The organism is Algibacter amylolyticus, from assembly GCF_014202225.1.
GTDB classification, from domain to species: domain Bacteria; phylum Bacteroidota; class Bacteroidia; order Flavobacteriales; family Flavobacteriaceae; genus Algibacter_B; species Algibacter_B amylolyticus.
Window position 1 is genome coordinate 56030 of sequence record NZ_JACHGE010000009.1, and the last position, 20472, is coordinate 76501.

Here is a 20472-nt window from a genome sequence, read left to right on the forward strand (position 1 = left end):
AATTAAAACCAATCCTCATGAAAACTTTAAAATTACTTTTATTAATATGTTCTTCTTCGTTATTTGCCCAAGTTCCTGCAAATAACGAATGTACTAATGCAGAACCTATTACGATACCCACTGCTTCAGCACTAGTAATTTCACCAAACTTTACCGAAGCAACCGAAACTCTTGATGCTTCATGTAACACAGCGTCTGTAAATAATAAAGATTTATGGTATACATTCACTATGCCTATTGAAGGTATATTACGTATTAGTAGTACTTCGGTAACTAATTATTTTACTATTTATGATACCTGTGGTGGCGCAGAAATTGAGTGTAGTAAAGATGATTCTTCTTTTAATAGTTTAACAAACGGAAACACTTATCTTTTAAGGGCTTCTTATCAATTTGACAATGGTGGAGCTTTTTCGCTTCAAGCTTTAACTGCTGCAGCTAATGATGAATGTACAAATCGAGAGACAATTTCCATTAGTATATCAAGTTTTACACAACCTAATCCCGATTCTAGTTATGCGTCTAAAAGTATCGAGGCTAGTTGCGATACTGCTAATAATCTATATTTAGATGTGTGGTACGAATTTATTATGCCTGTTAATGGTAATGTTGAAGTAACATTTTCCAATAATAAACAAACCTTTACTCTTTATGATGGTTGTACAGGCAATGAGTTGCAATGTTTTTCTGGTATTGGATTATTTGAAAATTTAAGTCAAAATTCAACGTATATTTTAAGGGTTGCAGAGCGGTCGACTGAAGTGGGTACTATGAATTTTAGGTTGCAAGCCTATGCATTTGCATTAAATAATGATTGTGAAAACGCTGAAACTATTAATGTTGAGACACTTAATTCTAATACCTACCAAACAGATTTAAGAGCAGCCAATGAAAGTTTAGACTCCACCTGTGAAATAACAAGTGATACTAATTTCGATTTGTGGTATAATTTTACAATGCCTGTAATAGGAAATTTAAAAATAGAACAATTGTCTGGACTTGATACTGTAACACTTTATGATAGTTGTGGTGGCACCGAAATTTCTTGTCAGTCGGGTTTGCAAATTATCTCTGGGTTAGTTGAAAACACTAATTATGTAGTAAGGATTGCTTCCATTTCTCCAAAAAACATACAACCTAGATTTCAGGCGTTTGCCAAGGCAGAAAATGATGAATGTGGTGCTAGTGAAACGCTTTCTATAACTACAAACGATTTTACGCAATACACGGTAGATGCTAGAACAGCGACCGAAAGTCTTAATAGCTCATGCGATACAGATTCAGACATTAATTTAGATTTGTGGTTCGATTTTGTAATGCCAGTAACCGGCAATTTACAAGTTTCTGGCACTACATTTCATTTAAAGTCGACATTATACGATGCTTGTTCTGGTAATGAAATAGGGTGCTTTCAAGGTAACGGAACCTTTTCAAATTTAATATTAAATACAACTTATAAGTTACGGGTTTCACAAAAATTGAACGATTCCAATTCGCGAAATTTTAGACTACAAGCCCTTGAAAATATTTTTAATGACGAATGCTCTTCACCTCAAAACATAGTAGTTCCTACAGAGGGTTACATAACAACTACAACCAATAATGGGGCAGCCACCAATAGTATAATTACGGCTTGCGAACCTCCAAGCGAATCGCTTACTGTACAAGATGTTTGGTATAGTTTTACCATGCCAAGTACTAATGATATTGAGATTAGTCACTTATCTGAAAATGTGTTAGGGTATTATGCTTTATTCGATGCTTGTGGAACCACAGAGTTACAATGCTTTACTAATAGTGGGTTTTTTCCTAATTTAACTCAAGGAAATGAGTATTTATTAAAGGTTGGTAATCTATCTTCTCAGTCTGGTATTTTAAGTTTTAATATGTCTGCGCAACAAGTAGCGTTGGATGTAAATTCAGTAAGTATTAAAAATTTAAAGCTATATCCAAACCCTACAACCAATGTGTTTCATATAGAGCATTCAGGGCAAATGAATTTACAAAACCTTTCTGTTTTAGATTTGAACGGCAGGGTAATTAAATCGGTTAAGTTGCATGATAATATGAAAACTATCGATATTTCAAGTTTGCAACCTTCTGTATATATAGTGGTTATTGAAGCAGCTAACGCACGTTTAATTAAGCGTATTATAAAACAGTAATGTGTTTTTGTATCTTTAGATAATTAACAAAATTGAAATGAACTTCCAATTATTTCTTTTAATGCTAGCATGTCTTTTATCCAGCGTTTTAAATGCTCAAGATAAAGAGAACGCTTATTCTAAAGATAGTTTAAAAGTGGTTTCATTACTAAATTTAGGGTATAAGCTAGAGGCTAAAACCCCGCATAAAGCTATTTCAACGTATAAAAAAGCGGCTAAAATTAGTGAATCTATACATTTTAATTTAGGGAGTTTTAGGGCCTATAGTTATACTGCCATTGTGCTTAGTGATTTGGCATTGTATGACTCTGCCATATATTATAATAAAATAGCATTGCCTTTTGCTAAAAAAATAAACTATGAAAAAGGTATTGCAGCAACCTATATAAATTTAGGGAATACCTATCAATTTTTTGGTAGATATGATAACGTGGTAGATAATTATATTAAGGGCATTCAAATATTTAAAACCATAGCAGATAGTTCAAGTGTTTCGCAATCATATCAAAACTTAGCTGCTCTTTTTAGTGCCATTAATCGGCATGATAAAGAAATTGAGTATTTGGAATTAGCGTTAAAAAATAACCCTAAAGATAATAAGGTTCAAAAAGGAATGATTTATGGCGATTTGGGTTTAGCGCAAACTAAATTACAAATGTTGCCCAATGCTTTAGCGTTTTTTAATAAGGCCGATAGTATTTCTAGAATTGTATCTAATAACCGTTTAAGTTTTTTTGTGTCAAGAAATTACGGAGAATATCATCTATTAACTCAAGATTATAAAAAAGCCATTCCGTTTTTTGAACAAGCACTTCAAATTAATAACGGTATAAACGACGAGTATTATCGTGCAGAAGTGCTCTTCAAATTAGGAGAAGCCTATTCTAACTTAAAACGCTATCAAGCCTCTAAAAGTTATTTGAAAAAAGCCTTAGAGTTTGCCAAGAAAAATAATATTAGAGAAATTCAAGAACGTGTTTATTTAGAGTTGGCATATATAAGTAAAAGTCAAGGTGATTACAAAGATGCTTACACTTATAAAGAATTAAGTTCTAAGTTTTCAGATTCGTTAAAAAATGAACGCTTCATAAAACAAATAAATGTGTTGGAAGCGCAATTTAAATCCAAAAAGAAAGACAACGAAATTTATGAACAACGATTATTATTAGCCCAACAGGAAAGTATTATAAATAAAAAACAAATGCAAAACAATATAGCAATAGGTTTAGCACTCTTGTTTTTAATTCTCTCTTTGGCAAGTTGGCTTATTTACAAACAACGGCAAAAACGAAAAGATCAAGAGTTATTAGTCATTAAAAACGAAGCACAAATAAATTCATTAGAGTCTTTAATAGAAGGCGAAGAAAAAGAGCGCCTAAGGATTGCTAAGGAGTTGCATGATGGCGTAAACGGTGAACTTTCGGCTATTAAGCACAAGTTAAATACCTTGTTAGAACTTAATAATAAAACCATTGAGGAGGCTGTTATAATGATTGATAAATCCTGTGAGCAGGTGCGAGCTATTTCACATAATCTAGTACCACCAGTACTCGAAAATTTTAATTTAAAAACGGCCATTGCAGATTATTGTTCCAATATGAATAATATCCACGAGCCAAAAATAACATTTGATTTTTTAGGGGATACCTTGAGTTTATCTAAATTAACAGAAGTCAATATTTTTAGAATTACACAAGAATTGCTTACCAATAGTATAAAACACGCTAAAGCAAAAGAGATTAATGTCCAGTTAAGTTTTAGAAATAATATTATTCAACTAGCTGTAGACGATGATGGTGTGGGGTTTAATACGTTAAATCTAACATCTAATGGTCTTGGTATTTCCAATATAAAAAGTAGGGTGGCATTTTTAAATGGAGAAATTGATTTTGTATCTTCGGAAAGCGGAACATCCGTAAATATTCTAATAGATATCACAAAATTCAATCATGATTAAGGTTTCAATAACAGACGATCATTATGTAGTGCTTAAAGGCATTGAATCCCTTTTAAAGGATGAAAAGCATATTAATGTTATCTCCATTCATGAAAATGCAAAAGACACCTTAAATGCCTTTAAGGTTAATGAACCAGATATTTTGTTTTTAGATATTAATCTACCAGATATTAATGGTATAGAACTCACAAAAACCATAACAAAAACATTTCCAAAGGTTCGAATTATTGCCTTAACCAATCATGAAGACGTATCGTTTGTAAAACGTATTTTAGATAATGGAGCATTTGGGTATCTTCTTAAAAATGCACACAAAGCCGAATTGTTAGAAGCCATTTCTACCGTTACTAAAGGCGAAAAATTTCTTCAGGAATCCATAAAGAAAAAAATTTTAAATCAGTCTTTAGGAAGAACAGAAAATACTGCGTTTCAGCCTAAACTTACAAGAAGAGAAACCGAAGTTTTAAAGGCTATTTTTGAAGAATTAACCACGCAAGAAATATCAGAAAAACTATTTATAAGCCCAAAAACTGTAGAAGCCCACCGCATGAATATTATGAGCAAGCTAGGAGCAAAAAATAGCGTTGGTATTATTAAAATAGCTATCCAGAAGCAGTTATTGTAAATACATTTTACTTATCTATTAATGATAAAAAACACACTCTTTTAAATGGAAAAAGATATTTGGTGGTGCATAGAGATGACTAGTGCAATTTATAAAGTAATAAACCTTAAATTTGCAACTTAATTTAATTTGCAAATGTCCAATACAATCTACATAGGTTACTATTTTAAAGTAAAACCCATACAACCAGCAGTCGAAATACTAATTGCAGAACTTGGTTATGCAGGTTTTGAAAGTTTTGTAGAAACCGAGGAAGGTGCTACAGCTTACATTCAAAAGGAAGAATGGAATGAAAATATTCTTGATGATATTCAAATTTTAAATTCTGATGAGTTTGAAATTACGTTCACTTTTGAAGAAATAGAACAAACCAACTGGAATGAAGAGTGGGAGAAGAACTTTAACCCTATTGTAGTAGACAACGTTTGTGCAGTTCGTGCGCCTTTTCATGACAAGTTCGATACCCAATACGATATTATTATCGAACCCAAAATGAGTTTTGGCACAGGGCATCACGAAACTACGCACATGATGATTCAGCATATCTTGAAGAATGATTTTAAAGATAAATCGGTTTTAGATATGGGATGTGGAACCGGTGTTTTAGCAATTTTAGCAGAAATGAAAGGTGCCAAACCTATTGATGCTATCGACTACGATAATTGGTGTTACCTAAACAGTTTGGAAAATGTTGAGCGAAATAATTGTGAAAATATTACAGTAATTGAAGGCGACGCGTCAGTTTTAAAAAATAAATACGACATAATAATAGCCAATATAAATCGTAATATTTTAATGCAAGATATGGAGACTTATGTGTCTTGTTTAAATAAAAATGGTTTGCTGTTTCTAAGCGGATTTTACGCAGATGATATCCCAATGATTCAAAACGAATGTGAAAAACATCTGTTAAAATTTGAAGAAAAACTGGAAAGAAACAATTGGGTATCGTTAAAATTTATAAATTAGTAGGATTATTAATCCCCAAAGATTATTAAATTATGAGTACTAAAGAAAAAGCATCAGAAGAATTATTACTAGAAGAAGCCGTATTAACTCAAAATGAGATTGTACTGTTTAATGATGATGTAAACACTTTCGATCATGTAATTGAAACCCTTATTTACGCCTGCGAGCATACTGCAGAACAAGCAGAGCAATGCGCAATACTTGTGCATTACAAAGGAAAGTGCACAGTAAAAACGGGAGCTTTAAAAGATTTAAAACCGCGCTGTTCTATGCTTCTAGAAGCAGGTTTAAGTGCAGAAATCGTATAAAAAGGCTGCCTCAAATTTAATTGGTTATTGAGAGTTAGTCAGTACAAAATTAGTTAGCAACCTTTAATATTATTGTATTCTTCCAATAGCACAACTCACTAAAGACTTCGCTTTTGTAGTAAAATTATTTTTATTGCCAACCACAGGATATCCTATTTCATTTAAAGTGTTTTGCACTTTCTCAATAGTACTTTCCTCGTTGTAGTTAAATGATACCGTATTACTATCAATATTTACTTGTACATCACTAACATCTTCTATGCTAGATATTTTTTTTATAATGGTGTTGGCACAACCGCCACATTTTAAATTTTGTATTTCTAAGCTTGTATTCATAGTGTTATCGCTTTTATGGTTTATAATGTGCTAGGGCAAACATAATTTGTTACAGGTAAATCGCTATTTTTTATAGCGCCAAAACCACCAGCAATATCAATTAAATTATCAAATCCACGAGCTTTAAGAATGGAAGCTGCTATAATAGAACGATAACCGCCAGCACAATGTACGTAATACGTTTTATCTTTATCTATAGCTTTCATGTTATCGTTTATATAATCTAAAGCAAAATGCTGCACGTGATCGCCTTTTAGGTGTTCAGATTTATATTCGCCATCTTTTCTAACATCTAATACATTACTAGATTTGCTGTCGTAGTCCTTAGAAAATTCATCTACAGAAATAGATTTTATAGATTCAACATCTTTTCCTGCTTTTTTCCAAGCTTCAATGCCGCCTTCTAAATAGCCTAAAGTATTATCGTAACCAACACGCGATAATCGTGTTACGGTTTCTTCTTCCCGCCCTTTAGGCGTTACAAGTAGTATTGGTTGTTTTAAATCGGTAATTAAGGCGCCAACCCATGGTGCAAACCCACCATTAATACCAATAAAAATGGAATTTGGTATATGGGCTTCAATAAATTCTTTTTCTGTTCTAACATCTAAAACTAAGGCACTTTCATGGTTTGCTATGTTTTCAAACTGTTGTGGATCTAATGGCGTATCTCCTTTTTTTAATACATTTTCAAAAGAATCATAACCAGATTTGTTCATCAAGGCATTTTTTGCAAAATACTGTGGTGGCGGTGCAATACCGTCTAGTACTTCTTTTACAAATTCGGCTTTGGTCATGTTTGCTCTCAAGGCATAATTAGTTTTCTTTTGCTCGCCTAAAACACCTACGGTTTCTTTGCTTAAATTTTTGCCACAAGCAGAACCCGCTCCATGTGCAGGGTAAACAATAACATCGTCTGGAAGTGTCATTATTTTTTCTCTTAGCGAATCATATAACATAGCTGCTAAGTCTTCTTTTGTTAAATCGGACTTAATCGCTAAATCTGGTCTGCCTACATCACCTAAAAACAAGGTGTCTCCCGAAAAAATAGCATGTTCTTTTCCGTTTTCATCAAACAGTAAAAATGTAGAAGACTCTAAGGTGTGGCCTGGTGTGTGTAGCACTTTAATAACAACATCGCCCAATTTAAACTCTTCGTTATCTTTTGCCGAATGAATATCGTAGCTAGTTTCTGCTCCTGGACCATAAATAATTTTAGCTCCTGTTTTTTTAGATAAATCAACGTGCCCGGAAACAAAATCGGCATGAAAATGCGTTTCGAAAATATACTTGATTTTAGCATTTTCTTTATTTGCTTTATCAACATATTGTTGGGTTTCGCGTAAAGGGTCGATAATAGCTACTTCACCATTAGATTCTATGTAATAAGCCCCTTGAGCTAAACATCCTGTATATATTTGTTCTATTTGCATTCTTATATTTTTTTATCATTCCCTGTAAGGAAGGAATCTATTTAATTACTTATTCTACTTTACTAAAGTACAAAACCTTAGCATTTTGGTTTGTAACATTTATTACGGATCATCCTATTTTAACTCTTTATAAATTATGTAAACAGCCATTATTAAAACAAAATACCCAAAACTCGTTTTAAGCTTTTTTCCACTTATAAATTTAGAGAGAAATACGCCAATAATAATTCCTACTATTGAAATTAGTGTAAACACCAGTAAGAAGGTCCATTCTATATCTATAGTTTGCACATCGCCAATAAAACCTATTAGGGAATTAATAGTTACTATAATTAAAGATGTACCAACTGCTTTTTTCATTGGTATTTTAGCCCAAAGCACCAATGCAGGGACATATAAAAAGCCACCACCAGCACCAATTACACCTGTAACAACACCAATAGTTAAACCTTGGATAAAGGTTTTGTAATAAGGTTGTTTTACAGAAAGCACCTCCTGTGTTTTATCTTTTTTAATCATGGAATAGGATGCAATAATCATAATAATTGCAAAAAATATCATGAGGCCCATACCTTTAGTTAAACTGAAGTCTCCAACAGTAAAAAGAGTTTCTGGTATATTAGGAACTAAATAACGACGTGTTAAATACACGGCTAAAAATGATGGGAATGAAAAGGCTAATCCTGTTTTAAAATCTACTAAGCCTTTTTTATGTTTTTGGAAAGTACCAACCATAGATGATGTTCCTACAACAAACAGGGAATAGGCTGTTGCAATTACAGGATTGTACCCTAAAAGGTAAACCAAAAGCGGTACGGTAAGTATAGAACCACCACCGCCAATTAGTCCTAAAACTAAACCAACAATTAGTGCGCCTATATAGCCTAATATTTCGGTTGTTCCCATTGTTTAGTGTGGTAGTTTTTTTTGTAACAGTCCGTAAATAAATGTGCCTAACACCGCCGATGCAATTACAATAATCATGCTCCAAACACCAGTGCCCAAAAGAATATACATAGGGCCAGGGCAAGCGCCTATTAAAGCCCAACCGAAGCCAAAAATAGTACCGCCTATAATATATCGTGCTAATCCGTTGTCTTTTTTAGGGACATAAATATCTGCGCCTTTTATACTTTTTATATGGCCTTTTTTAGCTATTTGTAAAAATAAAATACCCGATGCTATGGCTGTACCTATAATGCCATACATATGAAAGGATTGAAACCTGAACATCTCGTAAATGCGGTACCATGAAACGGCTTCTGATTTTACTAATACAATACCAAAAAATATGCCGACTAATAGAAATTTTACTGCTTTCATAGTTTTAAAAGATTAAGGGTAAAATAAAATTAGTCATAATTAAACCGCCAATAAAAAAGCCTATTACGGCAATTAGAGATGGTTTTTGTAAACTACTTAAACCTGTAATGGCATGACCGGAAGTGCATCCGCCAGCGTATCGTGTACCAAAACCAACTAAAATGCCTCCAACTATTAAAAGTATTAAGGTTTTAGGCGATGATAAGGCCTCTAAGCTAAACATTTCGTTAGGCAATAATGTGGCTCCTGGATTTTGGAAGCCCATGTTTTTAAGCTCTGCTACGGTGTTAGGGTTTAAATTTGTACCGCTTGTATTGGATAGAAATTTTACTGCTATAAAACCTCCAATAATGGCACCGAGTACTACGGTTAAATTCCATAATTGGTCTTTCCAATTGAATTTAAAATAGTCTGAAAACTTATCTGCTCCTGCTATTGAGCACATTGTGCGTAAGTTGGACGACATACCAAATGTTTTGCCAAAGTAGAGCAGAAATGCCATAACTAGGGCTATTAGTGGGCCTGAAACATACCACGGCCAAGGGTTTAATATAAATTGCATACCTGATTATTTAATGCGAATTTACATTGAAGTTTACCTTTTTATGTAATAAAGGTTACTTAACGATGGTTAACTTGTTGATTTTTAAGGAGATGTTTTTTAAAGAGTACTGGTTTATTGGGGCTTGCACTGCAAATAGCATATGGTTGCGCTAGGGATTGCAATGGAAAGCCCACAGCCCGACGTAGGAGGTGCGAGGACTTGTAGTGGAAAGCCCGACCCTTGGGTAGCGCCCAAATAGTTTAAATAACGACTATTTTATTTCGGCCTAATCTTATTTTGTTTTCGTTTTCTAGTTTTTTTAGTAGCCTTGAAATTACAACGCGCGAGGTGTTTAAATCTTCGGCAATTTCTTGGTGTTTTATGGAGATGGTTTTAGTCTCATCTACCATGGCTAGGTTTTTTAGGTACTTATACAAACGCTCGTCCATTTTTAAGAAGGCAAGACTGTCTATGGCTTCTAGCATTTCGTCGAAACGGATTTGGTAGCTTTGTAGAATGAAATTTCGCCAGCTTTCGTTGTTATGAAACCACTTTTGCATGTTTTGTACCGGAATGAGAATAAGTGTGGAATCTTTTTCGGCTACGGCTCTAATTTTACTTTTTGTGGTGCCTAAACAACAGGTTAAGGACATGGTGCAGGTATCTCCAGCCTCCAGAAAATAAATGAGTAGTTCGTTGCCCTCGTTATCTTCTCTAATAATTTTAATATCGCCGGTTAATAGTAAAGGAATGTAATTCAAGGTTTGATTAATATCAATTATGATATCATCTTTTTTGAAGTTTTTTAATATTCCTTTTTCGGAAATCTCTTTAATTAAGTCGTTATCTAGGGTATGAGCAAATTTTTGCTCAAGTAAATTGTTAGCCATACCCAAAAATAATAATTTTAACTTGGATAATTAGGATTTTAATGATGCTTACTTTTTTTAAATTAAAAATGTGGGTATGGTTTAACATGAAGAACAATTGTTGTCTCCTTTTTTTACACCTAGTTTTACTAAAATGGTTTCCAGTAAACACCATTTTGTAAAGGCAGACTGAATTAAGTTAACCCCTATAAATACCGTAAACCACATAAAGTTTGGACTTACGTAAACGGATAGCACAACGCTTAATAATACCATGGTGCCCACAATAACTCTAAAATATGTATTTAACATTTTAATTAATTTTTAAGTTTATATAAATTTTTCGATAGGAACAACAACCGCTTTTATAGGATTGTTGGTTTCTAAATTTGTATTAAATTCTGTAATGGCTTGAAACAGTAAATCTATATGTTGATTATCTGTAAATGAAAAAAACATGCTAGATTCATTTCCGCCTTTTTCGGTAGGAAACCAATTGGTGGTCATTAGTAATGATGATCCGTTTTTATGACCATCGATATCAGAACTGCTATAGTTTTCAATATTTGCTTTTTTAAAGAGCTTAGAAACTTCTTTCTGAAATTGCTCTACGGCTGTAACTATTACTAATTTCATTTTTATATTATTTAGTTGTTAGTTCGAGTGATTCCGAATACTTTCGGAATTGTATCGAGAAGGTTTTAAAAGACTTCTCGGTACGATTTTCTAGCGAAAATCACTTTAAGTGACAAAAATTTATTTATAATTCTTCTTCTCTATCATATAATAAACTAGTGGAACAACTAGCAATGTTAATACGGTTGATACAATAGTGCCGCCCATTAACGATATGGCTAAACCTTGAAAAATAGGGTCGAACAGAATAACAAAGGCTCCAATAACAACGGTTCCTGCTGTTAATAAAATAGGGGTTGTTCGTACTGCTCCAGCTTCGATAGCTGCTTGTTTTAGCGGCACACCTTCGGCTGTTCTAAGGTTTATAAAATCGATAAGTAATACCGAATTTCTAACCATAATTCCTGCTAAAGCAATCATACCAATAAAAGAAGTTGCAGTAAAAAATGCGCCCATAAGCCAGTGCCCTAGAATGATTCCTATAAGCGATAAAGGAATAGCAACCATCATGACAATAGGTGCTTTAAAGTTTTGGAACCATCCTACAATTAAAATATAAATTAAAATTATAGCGCCTAAAAAGGCAATGCCTAAGTCTCTAAAAACCTCTAAAGTTATTTGCCATTCGCCATCCCATTTAACGGTGTAATTATCCTCGAATTCGGGCTGCCCTAAATACATTTCGTTTAATTGGTAACCTTTTGGTAATGGAATTTCTTTTAACTTTTTTTCCATGCCAAGAATAGCATAGGCAGGACTTTCTAAATCGCCAGCCATATCTGCCATAACATAAACCACACGTTTTTGGTTTTTATGGTAAATACTTTTTGCAGCAATAGTTTGAGAGATATTTACCAAGTCTGAAATGGGTACCATATTACCCTGTTTCGATTTTACTTTTAATTGTGAAATATCGTTAATTGTAGATTTCTCTTTTTCATCTAGAGCCAAAACTAAACCAATTTGGTTAACAGCATCCTCGTCGTAAAGCGTTGTAATGGCTCGGTTAGATAAGGCCATATTCATGGTGTAAGCAATTTGCTGAGGTGCAACACCGTATAACATGGCTTTCTCTTTATTTATATCAAATTGATACTCGATTTGGTCGTCTTCAACCATCCAATCAATATCAACCACATCGGCTGTGTTTTTTAATATATCTTGAACGCTGTTTGCTACTTTTATTTGCTCTTTATAATCTGGTCCGTAAATTTCTGCAACAATGGTAGATAGTACTGGTGGTCCTGGTGGCACCTCAACCAACTTTACATTGGCATGATACTTTGCTGCAATTTTTTGTATATCTGGACGCATTAATTTGGCGATATCATGACTTTGCGCAGAGCGGTCTTCTTTGGCCAATAAATTAACTTGAATATCGGCCATATTAGATCCGCCACGTAAATCGTAATGACGCACTAAACCATTAAACGTTATAGGCGCAGAGGTGCCAACATAGTTTTGGTAATTAACAACCTCTGGTCTGTTAGCTAAGTATTGAGCGATTTCTTGGGCTACAACACCGGTGCGCTCCAAAGTTGTGCCTTCTGGCATATCTATAACCACCTGAAATTCATTCTTGTTATCAAAAGGTAACATTTTTACAGCAACCGAGTTGGTAAAAAATAAGGCCATTGTACCCAATAAAACGGCAAAGGTTCCTAATAAAAATAACCATCGTTTGCTTTTGCTCTCTAGAAGAGGTCTTTCAAACCTGTTATAAATTCTATAAATAAGCGTGTCTTCAACAGCTTTTTCAGGTTTTTCTTCTACACCCTTTTTATCTTTCTCTCTTAAGAAAATATACCCCAAATAAGGTGTAATGGTTAAGGCTACAAATAATGATAAAATCATAGCAATAGAAGCTCCAATGGGCATTGGTGCCATATATGGGCCCATTAAACCAGATACGAAAGCCATAGGTAACACAGAGGCTATAACTGTAAATGTTGCTAAAATGGTAGGGTTTCCAACCTCATTTATTGCATATAATGCAGCTTGTTTAAAAGGTAAGCGTTTCATTTTAAAATGCCTATGCATGTTTTCGGCAATAATAATAGAGTCATCTACCACAATTCCTGTTACAAATACCAAAGCAAATAAGGTAATTCGGTTTAGCGTGTAATCCATCATATAGTAACTCAATAAGGTTAAAGCAAACGTAATTGGCACCGATAAAAACACAACCAATCCACCTCGCCAACCCATAGCCAACATGACCACAATGGTTACCGCAAAGATAGAGCCAATAAGGTGTAGTAATAATTCTGATACTTTATGAGACGCCGTTTCGCCGTAGTTTCGTGTAATTTCTACATGCACATCATCAGGAATTAATGTACTGCGTAAATGCGCTACCTTATCTATAATTACCTCTGCAATTTTCATGGCATCGGCACCTTTTCGCTTAGCAACCGAAATAGTTACTGCAGGATATTCCGATTTGTATTTTGCCGATTTTTCAGCGCCTTTTCCAAACCCTAAACTCACATAATTTTGTGGTACTTCTGGTCCATCTATAATGCTAGCAACTTGCTTTAAATAAATAGGTTGATTTTGTTGCACGCCAACCACTAAGTTTTCAACATCGGTTACAGAGGCTAAAAATTTGCCTGTATTCACCAAAAATTCGGCGTCGTTTTTATTAAAACTCCCAGAACTTAGTTCGCTGTTGTTAGCTTTTATCATTTCAGAAACTGATAAAAAATCCAAACCACTTGCCGCTAATTTATCTTTATCTAAAACCACACGTAACTGGCGGTCTCTACCACCAATTTTATGCGTAATAGCTACATCATTTACCTTTTTAATTTCGGCTTCCAGTTCTTGAGCCATTTGGTTTAATTGGAAATCGTCATAATTCTCGCTCCACAAGGTTAAACCTAACATAGGCACATCGTCAATAGCACGAGTTTTTACCAACGGAAATGTAACACCAACAGGCATTTGGTCCATGTGTTTGTTAATCTCGTTGTACATTTTTACAAACGAGCGTTCAATATCTTCGCCCACATAAAACTGCACGATAACCATGCCTTGCTCTTTCATGGACGTAGAGTACACATATTCCACACCTTTAATATTCGATATTAATTGCTCTAAGGGCTTAATAACACGCGATTCTACTTCGGTAGGACTTGCTCCAGGATAGCCTACAAAAATGTCTGCCATGGGCACATCAATTTGCGGTTCTTCTTCGCGCGGAATTAAAAACGAACTGTACACACCAACCACCATAAAAACAATCATTAACAGCACTGTTAACTTCGATTGCATAAAGATTTTGGCAATTTTACCTGCGATTCCTTCTTTCATAATTATTACTATTTTTCATTACCTCGAAGGAGGTAATCTTTATTTTTTGGGCGTTTTAACAGGCTATCCGTTGCAATCTTTTTTTGCCATATATGGCAGCGAAAAAAGGATTTCCACTGCTATCCTTAACGCGCTTAAACTTGTGTTATTTAATCTTCTTTATAAATACCTACAAGGTTTTTTAAACCTTGTAGGATACTGAAAACAGTAACTTAATACTGCCTACTAAAAACTGATTTTAGCCCCATTGTAAAGTTTTCCTTCAGCCGAAACAATGTAAGCTTCGTCGGCGTTTAAACCCGATAATACTTCCACTTGATCTCCAAAAGTTCTGCCTAGGCGCAACCAACGTAAAAACGCTGTATTACTTTGGCTTACCGTATATACGCCAGATAGTTGTCCTTTGGTTACAATAGCATTGGTGGGTATTAAAACCATCGATGCTATAGCCTTACTTTCCACCGGAAACTGTACGGTTGTAAACATGCCAGATAAAATATTGGCGTCGGTTTTATCTAAATCAATTTTTACCAAGTATTGTCCACCTGTGTTTTTGGCAGAAGTACTCACTTCTTTTACCGTTCCTTTTAAGGTTTTATTAATCGATTTAACTAACACATCTACTACTGATCCTTTTTTAATCGACGAAATTTCCGTTTCGGGCACCATGGCCATCACTTCAAAATTTCCAGGTGTTTCAATACTTATTAATGGAACACCAGGATTTGCCATATTACCTGCTTCTACATTTTTACTAGTTATTGTGCCATTAAAAGGCGCCGTAATATTGCTATACGTAAATTGCGCGTTAATTTCGTTTTTCATTTGTTTAGCCGACTCTAACCGTGCTTTTGCCATATTAAAATTGGCAGTCATATCATCCATTTCTTTTTGAGAAGCACTGTTGTTGCTAAACAAACTTTTAAACCTATTGTAGTTTTTTTGTGCATTCTCAAAGGCTGCAGTTGCTTCGGTAATACCAGCATTTACCTGCGCACGTTTAGCTTGTAAATCTGTATTGTTAATGGAAACCAATAACTGACCTTTGCGAACTTTATCGCCAACATTTACATGTACTTTATTAACGTAACCCATCATTCTAGTACTTAAGTCGGCACTATTAACCGCTTGAGTTTTTCCACTTACAGATAAAAAAGGGTTATTGCCGTTTGCTGCCACTTTGCTTGTTTTTACACGTATTTCTGCCGTATTATCTGCAACTGTTTTTTTCTTGTCGCTACCACAACTGGCTAATAAAAGCGCTATGGAAAGTGTTAGGATGGTATATGTTTTTTTCATTGGATTTGTTTTTGTGTTTTATTGAAGAATACCGAAATTTTTTAATCTATATTCTTAATTCTATCGTCTTAATACTTTGCTCTTAATACTACTTTCTACTTATTCTGTAGTTAAAAATTGTAGGTATGCTTGTGTGTAATTGTATTCAAAAATGGTTTGGTAATATTCAAGTTGTTTTTGAGAATATTGGGTTTCGGACATTAATAAATCGGATGTTTTTTCTAAACCTTCCTTAAACCTATTGGTTCTTATTCTTAAAGATTCTTCCGATTGTTCCAAGGCCAATGCCGTTAGTTTTAATTTGTTTTCAGCATCTAAAAATGCACGTTTTGCTTTATTTAATTCTAAATTACTTTGCGATACGTATTGTTTGTATTCCAGCTTCGATTTTTCAAATTCAGCCTTACTTTTTTGGGCTTTTCCAAAACGTTTCGAGCCTTGAAAAATATCCCAACTTAGTTGTGCTCCAAATAAGTATCCGTTAGCATCACCCTGGAAAATTTCATCGTCATATAACTCATAACTACCAAAGGCATTTAAACGCGGTAAAAAGGCCATTTTATCGGCTTTATTCATAGCTTCAAAAGCATTAGTTGCTAATTGCATCGCTTTAATATCCGACCGATTTTCAGAAACCATTTTATCTTCAAAAGTAAAGGTTGTAAGGGTTAAATCGTCTGTTGGTGTGTAAACCACGTAGCTTTCATCATTCATTAAAAAAGATAAATAATTTGAAGCATTTTGCACATGACTCTTAGCGGTTTGTAACTGGTTTTTAACTTCGGTAACACGTACCTCAACATTTAGTACATCTGCACGTTGTAAGTAGCCTTGTTTAAAGCTATCGTCTGCTAATTTTTTATTAGCGTTTGCAGCTTCTAGGGCTTTCTCTAACACATCAACAGCTTTATAAGCTAATTGTAATTGCATATAGGCTTTATCAACTTCAAAAGCTAAATAATCTTGTGTACGTTCTGTTTTTAACGCCATGGCTTGCATTTTCGACTTAGCAGCTTTACGCTGAAATACGCCATCTAAATTTAGTAATGGTTGCTGAATTTCTAGCTTAGTTGCAAAATTTTCGATTTGTGAAGGATCGTTTAATAGTGCAGGATTAAAATCATTCTGCGTTAAAATTTCTTGGTTTAACTTAGAGCCAAAAGCCATTAAAGGATTTGTAGTTGCAATAGCAGAATGGCTAGCTGTAATATTGGGTAAAAACACTGCATTAGTTTGACGGTAGTCCGCTCTGGCTTGCTTAAATACTTCCTCAGAAATTTTAATGCTTGTATTGTTTTCTGAAACTCTAGAAAGTACATCCAATTTCGTTATTGGTATGATGTCTTGTGCTTTTATGCTAAAACTAAAAGCAAAAAGGAATAGAGTTATATAAATATGTTTTTTCATCAATTATTTAATTTAACACAAATGTACAAGGGAAGACCACTAGTGTACGTAACATAAGTTACCCATGGAAAAGTTGATTATCTTAAAAGATTGTTGTGTGTTTAACTTTGCTTAACTTATTTTTACAAACGGTATGGATTCATTAACACAAATAGTATTAGGAGCTGCAGTAGGCGAAGCTGTTTTAGGTAAAAAAGTTGGAAACAAAGCGATGCTTTATGGCGCCATTGCAGGAACTATTCCAGATTTCGATGTATTTGCTTCGCATTTTACAGATACCGTTTCTGCACTGGCCATACATCGTGGTTTTACACACTCTATTGTGTTTTCTGTGCTTTTCGCGCCTCTTTTTGGATGGCTGGTATCGCGTTATGAAACTTATAAAAGTTTTAAGGACTGGTCGTGGTTATTCTTTTGGTCGTTTGTAACACATCCTATTTTAGATGCCCATACCACTTGGGGAACGCAATTGTTTTGGCCTTTCGATTTACGATTAGCTTTTAAAAATATATTTGTAATCGATCCTTTGTACACCGTTCCTTTTTTAGTGTTTTTAATTTTAGCTATGCGCCAAAAACGCACTACAGCAAAGCGTCGGATTTACAATAGCATGGGGTTAATAATTAGTACCACTTATTTGGCAATAACCTTACTGTTAAAGTGGGTTGCATACACTAAATTTGAAGCTGCTTTAGATACACAAAATATAGCGTATTTAGATATTGATACTAGGCCTTCGCCTTTAAACACCATACTTTGGAGTGCTAATGTGCAAACCGAAAACGCCTATTTACTTGGTAATTATTCGTTTTTTGATTCGCAACCCATTACTTTTGATAGCTACCCTAAAAACCATGAGTTATTAGGGGATTTGATTGAAGATGAAAGCGTAAAACGTATGATTGCTATTACCGAAGGTTGGTACACCATCAATAAAAAAGATGATACCCCTTATTTTAACGATTTACGATTTGGTTTGATGAGTTTAGAGCCTAACGCTGAAAACTTTGTTTTTAAATTCAGGTTAGATGTGGATGCTTTTGGCAACGTCATTTTTACAGAAGAACCTAAAGATAATGGGGATGCTAAAAAACTGCTAACCGAATTATGGCAACGCTTAAAAGGAAACTAATTTAAAATGGAATACTTTTATAGGAGGCTTACCTAAGGTTTTTCAAATTTTAAATATTTTACAAACAAAACTTAAAAATTTATGGATATTACAGCTGCATATACAGACCTATATCAAATAACAATGGCGCAGGTCTATTTTGTTACCAAACCAAATGGTAGGGCGGTATTTGATTATTATTTTCGTCATAATCCTTTTGGTAGTGGCTATTCCATATTTGCTGGGTTAGAAGATGTATTAGATATTTTGGATTCGCTTAAATTTTCAGATTCCGATATCTCTTATTTAAAAGAAAAAGGATTTGAAAATGAGTTTTTGGAGTACTTGAAAAATTTCAGTTTTAAAGGCAATATTCGATCTAGTAAGGAAGGGGATGTTGTTTTTCCTAACCGTCCTATTTTACAAGTAGAAGCCAATATTATAGAAGCACAAATAATAGAAACACTGTTACTTAATATTCTTAATTTTCAAACCTTAATTGCTACCAAAGCGAGTAGAATTCGCTATAGTGCCAAAGATGCTATATTATTAGATATGGGCTTGCGTCGTGCACATGCTACAGGTGGATATTATGCCTCTAGAGCTGCAGCCATTGGTGGATTTGATAGTACTAGTAATGTAAAAGCAGCAGAGGATTACAATATCCCATCTACAGGAACCATGGCGCACGCTTTTATACAGAGTTATGATAACGAGTTAGAGGCCTTTCGTGATTTTGCTCGAATACGCCCTAAAAATTGTGTGCTTTTAATTGATACATATAACACCTTAAAAATAGGGCTACCAAATGCCATTACAGTGGCTAAAGAAATGGAAGAACGCGGCGATAAATTATTCGGAATCCGTTTAGATAGTGGCGATTTAGCCTATTTATCTAAAAAAGCAAGAGCCGTTTTAGATGTTGCTGGTTTACATTATGTAAAGATTGTTGTGTCGAATCAATTAGACGAAATTGTAATTAAAAGTTTAAATGAACAACATGCGCCTATTGATGTTTTTGGTGTAGGAACCAATCTCGTTACAGGAAGACCAGATGCTGCTTTGGATGGTGTTTATAAATTATCGGAATTTAATGATGCGCCTAGAATTAAACTCTCTGAAAATATTATAAAAGTATCGCTTCCTTTTAAAAAGCAAGTGTATAGAATGCTGGATGCCGATGGCATGTTTTATGGCGCAGATGCGGTTGCTATTTACTCGGAAGGCGAAGTAAGCCAAATGGAACATCCTTTTGATATAACTAAGCAAATAGATATTAGTGAGCTTAAAAAAGAGCCTTTATTAGAATTGGTTATGGAACATGGTAAACGTGTGGCACCGGCTAGAACGGTTACCGAGATTTCAAAATATTCGCAATCGCGTTTAGATAAACTACCTGTTGAATATAAGCGTTTTCATAACCCGCATATTTATAAAATAGGACTTAGTAGTAAGCTTAAAAACGAACGAAATAATCTCATTAACCAGCATAAAAGTTAAATATGAAAACACTTTTAGTCATTGATGTACAAAATGATTTTATTCCTGGAGGATCACTTTCCGTGCCTAACGGCGATAAAATTGTACCGGTAATAAATAGCATAAAAGATACATTTGATTTGATAGTAGCCACACAAGATTGGCACCCTAAAGAGCATTCTAGCTTTGCTGTAAATCATGACGGTAAATCGGATTTTGATCGTATTGAGTGGCGCGGTAATATGCAGACTTTATGGCCAGAACATTGTGTGCAAGGTAGCGTGGGAGCAGAGTTACATCCAGAATTGGACACCACAAAGTACGAGGCTATTTTTAGAAAAGGAACCGATAAAGCTATTGATAGTTATAGTGCCTTTTATGATAACAACCATTTAAAAGCAACTGGTTTAACTGGCTATTTAAAGGAAAAAGGAGCGACCCAACTGTATTTTTGTGGTTTGGCTTCAGATATTTGTGTTTACTTTTCTATATGTGATGCTGTTAAAGAAGGATTTGACTGCTATTTTATTGAAGATGCCTCTAAACCTCTAGATGTAGAAGCGTTTGAAGCTATAAAGTCTAAGATGCTTGCAATGGGTGTTAGGATTATTACTTCAGAGTCTTTGTATTACTAAAACAATATTAGAATAGCATTAGCTTCTCGCGCCACCATGACCTCCAGCTACAATAATCATT

Annotated in this window: 19 protein-coding genes; 8 read left to right on the plus strand and 11 right to left on the minus strand. The window is 34.3% G+C overall.

What is annotated here, in order from left to right; genetic code table 11:
• The first annotated feature begins 17 nt into the window (after positions 1-17).
• The 5 genes from HNQ90_RS14830 to HNQ90_RS14850 all read left to right on the plus strand — a co-directional run bounded on the left by HNQ90_RS14830 (position 18) and on the right by HNQ90_RS14850 (position 6024).
• Positions 18-2165, plus strand: a complete 2148-nt coding sequence (locus HNQ90_RS14830) for a T9SS type A sorting domain-containing protein (RefSeq protein ID WP_144116550.1) — start codon at positions 18-20, stop codon at positions 2163-2165.
• Between the two features lie 37 nt (positions 2166-2202).
• On the plus strand, positions 2203-4122 hold the full coding sequence (locus HNQ90_RS14835) for a tetratricopeptide repeat-containing sensor histidine kinase (protein ID WP_144116549.1): 1920 nt from the start codon (positions 2203-2205) through the stop codon (positions 4120-4122).
• Positions 4115-4747 (plus strand): response regulator, encoded by a 633-nt coding sequence (locus HNQ90_RS14840; protein WP_144116548.1) that lies wholly within the window; start codon positions 4115-4117, stop codon positions 4745-4747. Before HNQ90_RS14835 ends, HNQ90_RS14840 begins: the two co-directional genes overlap by 8 nt.
• A gap of 135 nt (positions 4748-4882) precedes the next feature.
• Positions 4883-5716, plus strand: coding sequence for a 50S ribosomal protein L11 methyltransferase (gene prmA / locus HNQ90_RS14845; protein WP_144116547.1), 834 nt, complete (start codon positions 4883-4885; stop codon positions 5714-5716).
• Between the two features lie 32 nt (positions 5717-5748).
• Positions 5749-6024, plus strand: a complete 276-nt coding sequence (locus tag HNQ90_RS14850) for an ATP-dependent Clp protease adaptor ClpS (protein ID WP_144116546.1) — start codon at positions 5749-5751, stop codon at positions 6022-6024.
• Positions 6025-6093: 69 nt separating this feature from the next.
• Here HNQ90_RS14850 and HNQ90_RS14855 read toward each other — a convergent pair whose 3' ends face one another.
• The 11 genes from HNQ90_RS14855 to HNQ90_RS14905 form a co-directional block, all read right to left on the minus strand.
• Positions 6094-6360 (minus strand): heavy-metal-associated domain-containing protein, encoded by a 267-nt coding sequence (locus HNQ90_RS14855; protein ID WP_144116545.1) that lies wholly within the window; start codon positions 6358-6360, stop codon positions 6094-6096.
• 20 nt (positions 6361-6380) lie between these two features.
• Positions 6381-7793 carry an MBL fold metallo-hydrolase gene (locus tag HNQ90_RS14860; RefSeq protein WP_144116544.1) on the minus strand — a complete coding sequence of 471 codons (1413 nt, stop codon included), beginning with the start codon at positions 7791-7793 and terminating at the stop codon, positions 6381-6383.
• 114 nt (positions 7794-7907) lie between these two features.
• Complete coding sequence (locus HNQ90_RS14865; protein WP_144116543.1) at positions 7908-8699, minus strand: sulfite exporter TauE/SafE family protein; 792 nt, start codon at positions 8697-8699, stop codon at positions 7908-7910.
• A gap of 3 nt (positions 8700-8702) precedes the next feature.
• Complete coding sequence (locus HNQ90_RS14870) at positions 8703-9116, minus strand: DUF6691 family protein (RefSeq protein ID WP_144116542.1); 414 nt, start codon at positions 9114-9116, stop codon at positions 8703-8705.
• A gap of 4 nt (positions 9117-9120) precedes the next feature.
• Positions 9121-9678, minus strand: a complete 558-nt coding sequence (locus HNQ90_RS14875; RefSeq protein ID WP_144116541.1) for a YeeE/YedE family protein — start codon at positions 9676-9678, stop codon at positions 9121-9123.
• Between the two features lie 242 nt (positions 9679-9920).
• Positions 9921-10550, minus strand: coding sequence for a Crp/Fnr family transcriptional regulator (locus HNQ90_RS14880; RefSeq protein WP_144116540.1), 630 nt, complete (start codon positions 10548-10550; stop codon positions 9921-9923).
• An 81-nt stretch (positions 10551-10631) separates the two neighbouring features.
• Complete coding sequence (locus HNQ90_RS14885; RefSeq protein WP_144116539.1) at positions 10632-10841, minus strand: YgaP family membrane protein; 210 nt, start codon at positions 10839-10841, stop codon at positions 10632-10634.
• Positions 10842-10859: 18 nt separating this feature from the next.
• Positions 10860-11165, minus strand: coding sequence for a hypothetical protein (locus HNQ90_RS14890; RefSeq protein ID WP_144116538.1), 306 nt, complete (start codon positions 11163-11165; stop codon positions 10860-10862).
• A 120-nt stretch (positions 11166-11285) separates the two neighbouring features.
• Entirely contained in the window at positions 11286-14480 is a 3195-nt protein-coding gene (locus HNQ90_RS14895; protein ID WP_144116537.1) for an efflux RND transporter permease subunit, read from the minus strand.
• A 225-nt stretch (positions 14481-14705) separates the two neighbouring features.
• A complete protein-coding gene (locus tag HNQ90_RS14900) occupies positions 14706-15779 on the minus strand; it encodes an efflux RND transporter periplasmic adaptor subunit (RefSeq protein ID WP_144116536.1) in 1074 nt (357 codons plus the stop codon).
• 99 nt (positions 15780-15878) lie between these two features.
• Complete coding sequence (locus HNQ90_RS14905; protein ID WP_144116535.1) at positions 15879-17186, minus strand: TolC family protein; 1308 nt, start codon at positions 17184-17186, stop codon at positions 15879-15881.
• Between the two features lie 133 nt (positions 17187-17319).
• Here HNQ90_RS14905 and HNQ90_RS14910 point away from each other — a divergent pair, with 133 nt between their 5' ends.
• From HNQ90_RS14910 to pncA, 3 genes are all read left to right on the plus strand, one after another.
• The gene (locus tag HNQ90_RS14910; protein ID WP_144116534.1) at positions 17320-18318 is read left to right on the plus strand and encodes a metal-dependent hydrolase; all 999 of its coding nucleotides are present in this window, start codon (positions 17320-17322) and stop codon (positions 18316-18318) included.
• Positions 18319-18399: 81 nt separating this feature from the next.
• Positions 18400-19797, plus strand: coding sequence for a nicotinate phosphoribosyltransferase (locus tag HNQ90_RS14915; RefSeq protein ID WP_144116533.1), 1398 nt, complete (start codon positions 18400-18402; stop codon positions 19795-19797).
• A 2-nt stretch (positions 19798-19799) separates the two neighbouring features.
• On the plus strand, positions 19800-20411 hold the full coding sequence (gene pncA, locus HNQ90_RS14920) for a bifunctional nicotinamidase/pyrazinamidase (protein ID WP_144116532.1): 612 nt from the start codon (positions 19800-19802) through the stop codon (positions 20409-20411).
• Positions 20412-20472: the final 61 nt, after the last annotated feature.

Bases quoted from the DNA above. Each gene is read 5' to 3' on its own strand.
- HNQ90_RS14910 (WP_144116534.1), top strand. From the start codon at position 17,320: ATGGATTCATTAACACAAATAGTATTAGGAGCTGCAGTAGGCGAAGCT.
- HNQ90_RS14830 (WP_144116550.1), top strand. From the start codon at position 18: ATGAAAACTTTAAAATTACTTTTATTAATATGTTCTTCTTCGTTATTT.
- HNQ90_RS14885 (WP_144116539.1), bottom strand. From the start codon at position 10,841: ATGTTAAATACATATTTTAGAGTTATTGTGGGCACCATGGTATTATTA.
- prmA (WP_144116547.1), top strand. From the start codon at position 4,883: ATGTCCAATACAATCTACATAGGTTACTATTTTAAAGTAAAACCCATA.
- HNQ90_RS14915 (WP_144116533.1), top strand. From the start codon at position 18,400: ATGGATATTACAGCTGCATATACAGACCTATATCAAATAACAATGGCG.
- HNQ90_RS14840 (WP_144116548.1), top strand. From the start codon at position 4,115: ATGATTAAGGTTTCAATAACAGACGATCATTATGTAGTGCTTAAAGGC.
- HNQ90_RS14880 (WP_144116540.1), bottom strand. From the start codon at position 10,550: ATGGCTAACAATTTACTTGAGCAAAAATTTGCTCATACCCTAGATAAC.
- HNQ90_RS14870 (WP_144116542.1), bottom strand. From the start codon at position 9,116: ATGAAAGCAGTAAAATTTCTATTAGTCGGCATATTTTTTGGTATTGTA.
- HNQ90_RS14865 (WP_144116543.1), bottom strand. From the start codon at position 8,699: ATGGGAACAACCGAAATATTAGGCTATATAGGCGCACTAATTGTTGGT.
- HNQ90_RS14875 (WP_144116541.1), bottom strand. From the start codon at position 9,678: ATGCAATTTATATTAAACCCTTGGCCGTGGTATGTTTCAGGCCCACTA.
- HNQ90_RS14835 (WP_144116549.1), top strand. From the start codon at position 2,203: ATGAACTTCCAATTATTTCTTTTAATGCTAGCATGTCTTTTATCCAGC.
- HNQ90_RS14855 (WP_144116545.1), bottom strand. From the start codon at position 6,360: ATGAATACAAGCTTAGAAATACAAAATTTAAAATGTGGCGGTTGTGCC.
- HNQ90_RS14860 (WP_144116544.1), bottom strand. From the start codon at position 7,793: ATGCAAATAGAACAAATATATACAGGATGTTTAGCTCAAGGGGCTTAT.
- HNQ90_RS14905 (WP_144116535.1), bottom strand. From the start codon at position 17,186: ATGAAAAAACATATTTATATAACTCTATTCCTTTTTGCTTTTAGTTTT.
- HNQ90_RS14900 (WP_144116536.1), bottom strand. From the start codon at position 15,779: ATGAAAAAAACATATACCATCCTAACACTTTCCATAGCGCTTTTATTA.
- pncA (WP_144116532.1), top strand. From the start codon at position 19,800: ATGAAAACACTTTTAGTCATTGATGTACAAAATGATTTTATTCCTGGA.
- HNQ90_RS14850 (WP_144116546.1), top strand. From the start codon at position 5,749: ATGAGTACTAAAGAAAAAGCATCAGAAGAATTATTACTAGAAGAAGCC.
- HNQ90_RS14895 (WP_144116537.1), bottom strand. From the start codon at position 14,480: ATGAAAGAAGGAATCGCAGGTAAAATTGCCAAAATCTTTATGCAATCG.
- HNQ90_RS14890 (WP_144116538.1), bottom strand. From the start codon at position 11,165: ATGAAATTAGTAATAGTTACAGCCGTAGAGCAATTTCAGAAAGAAGTT.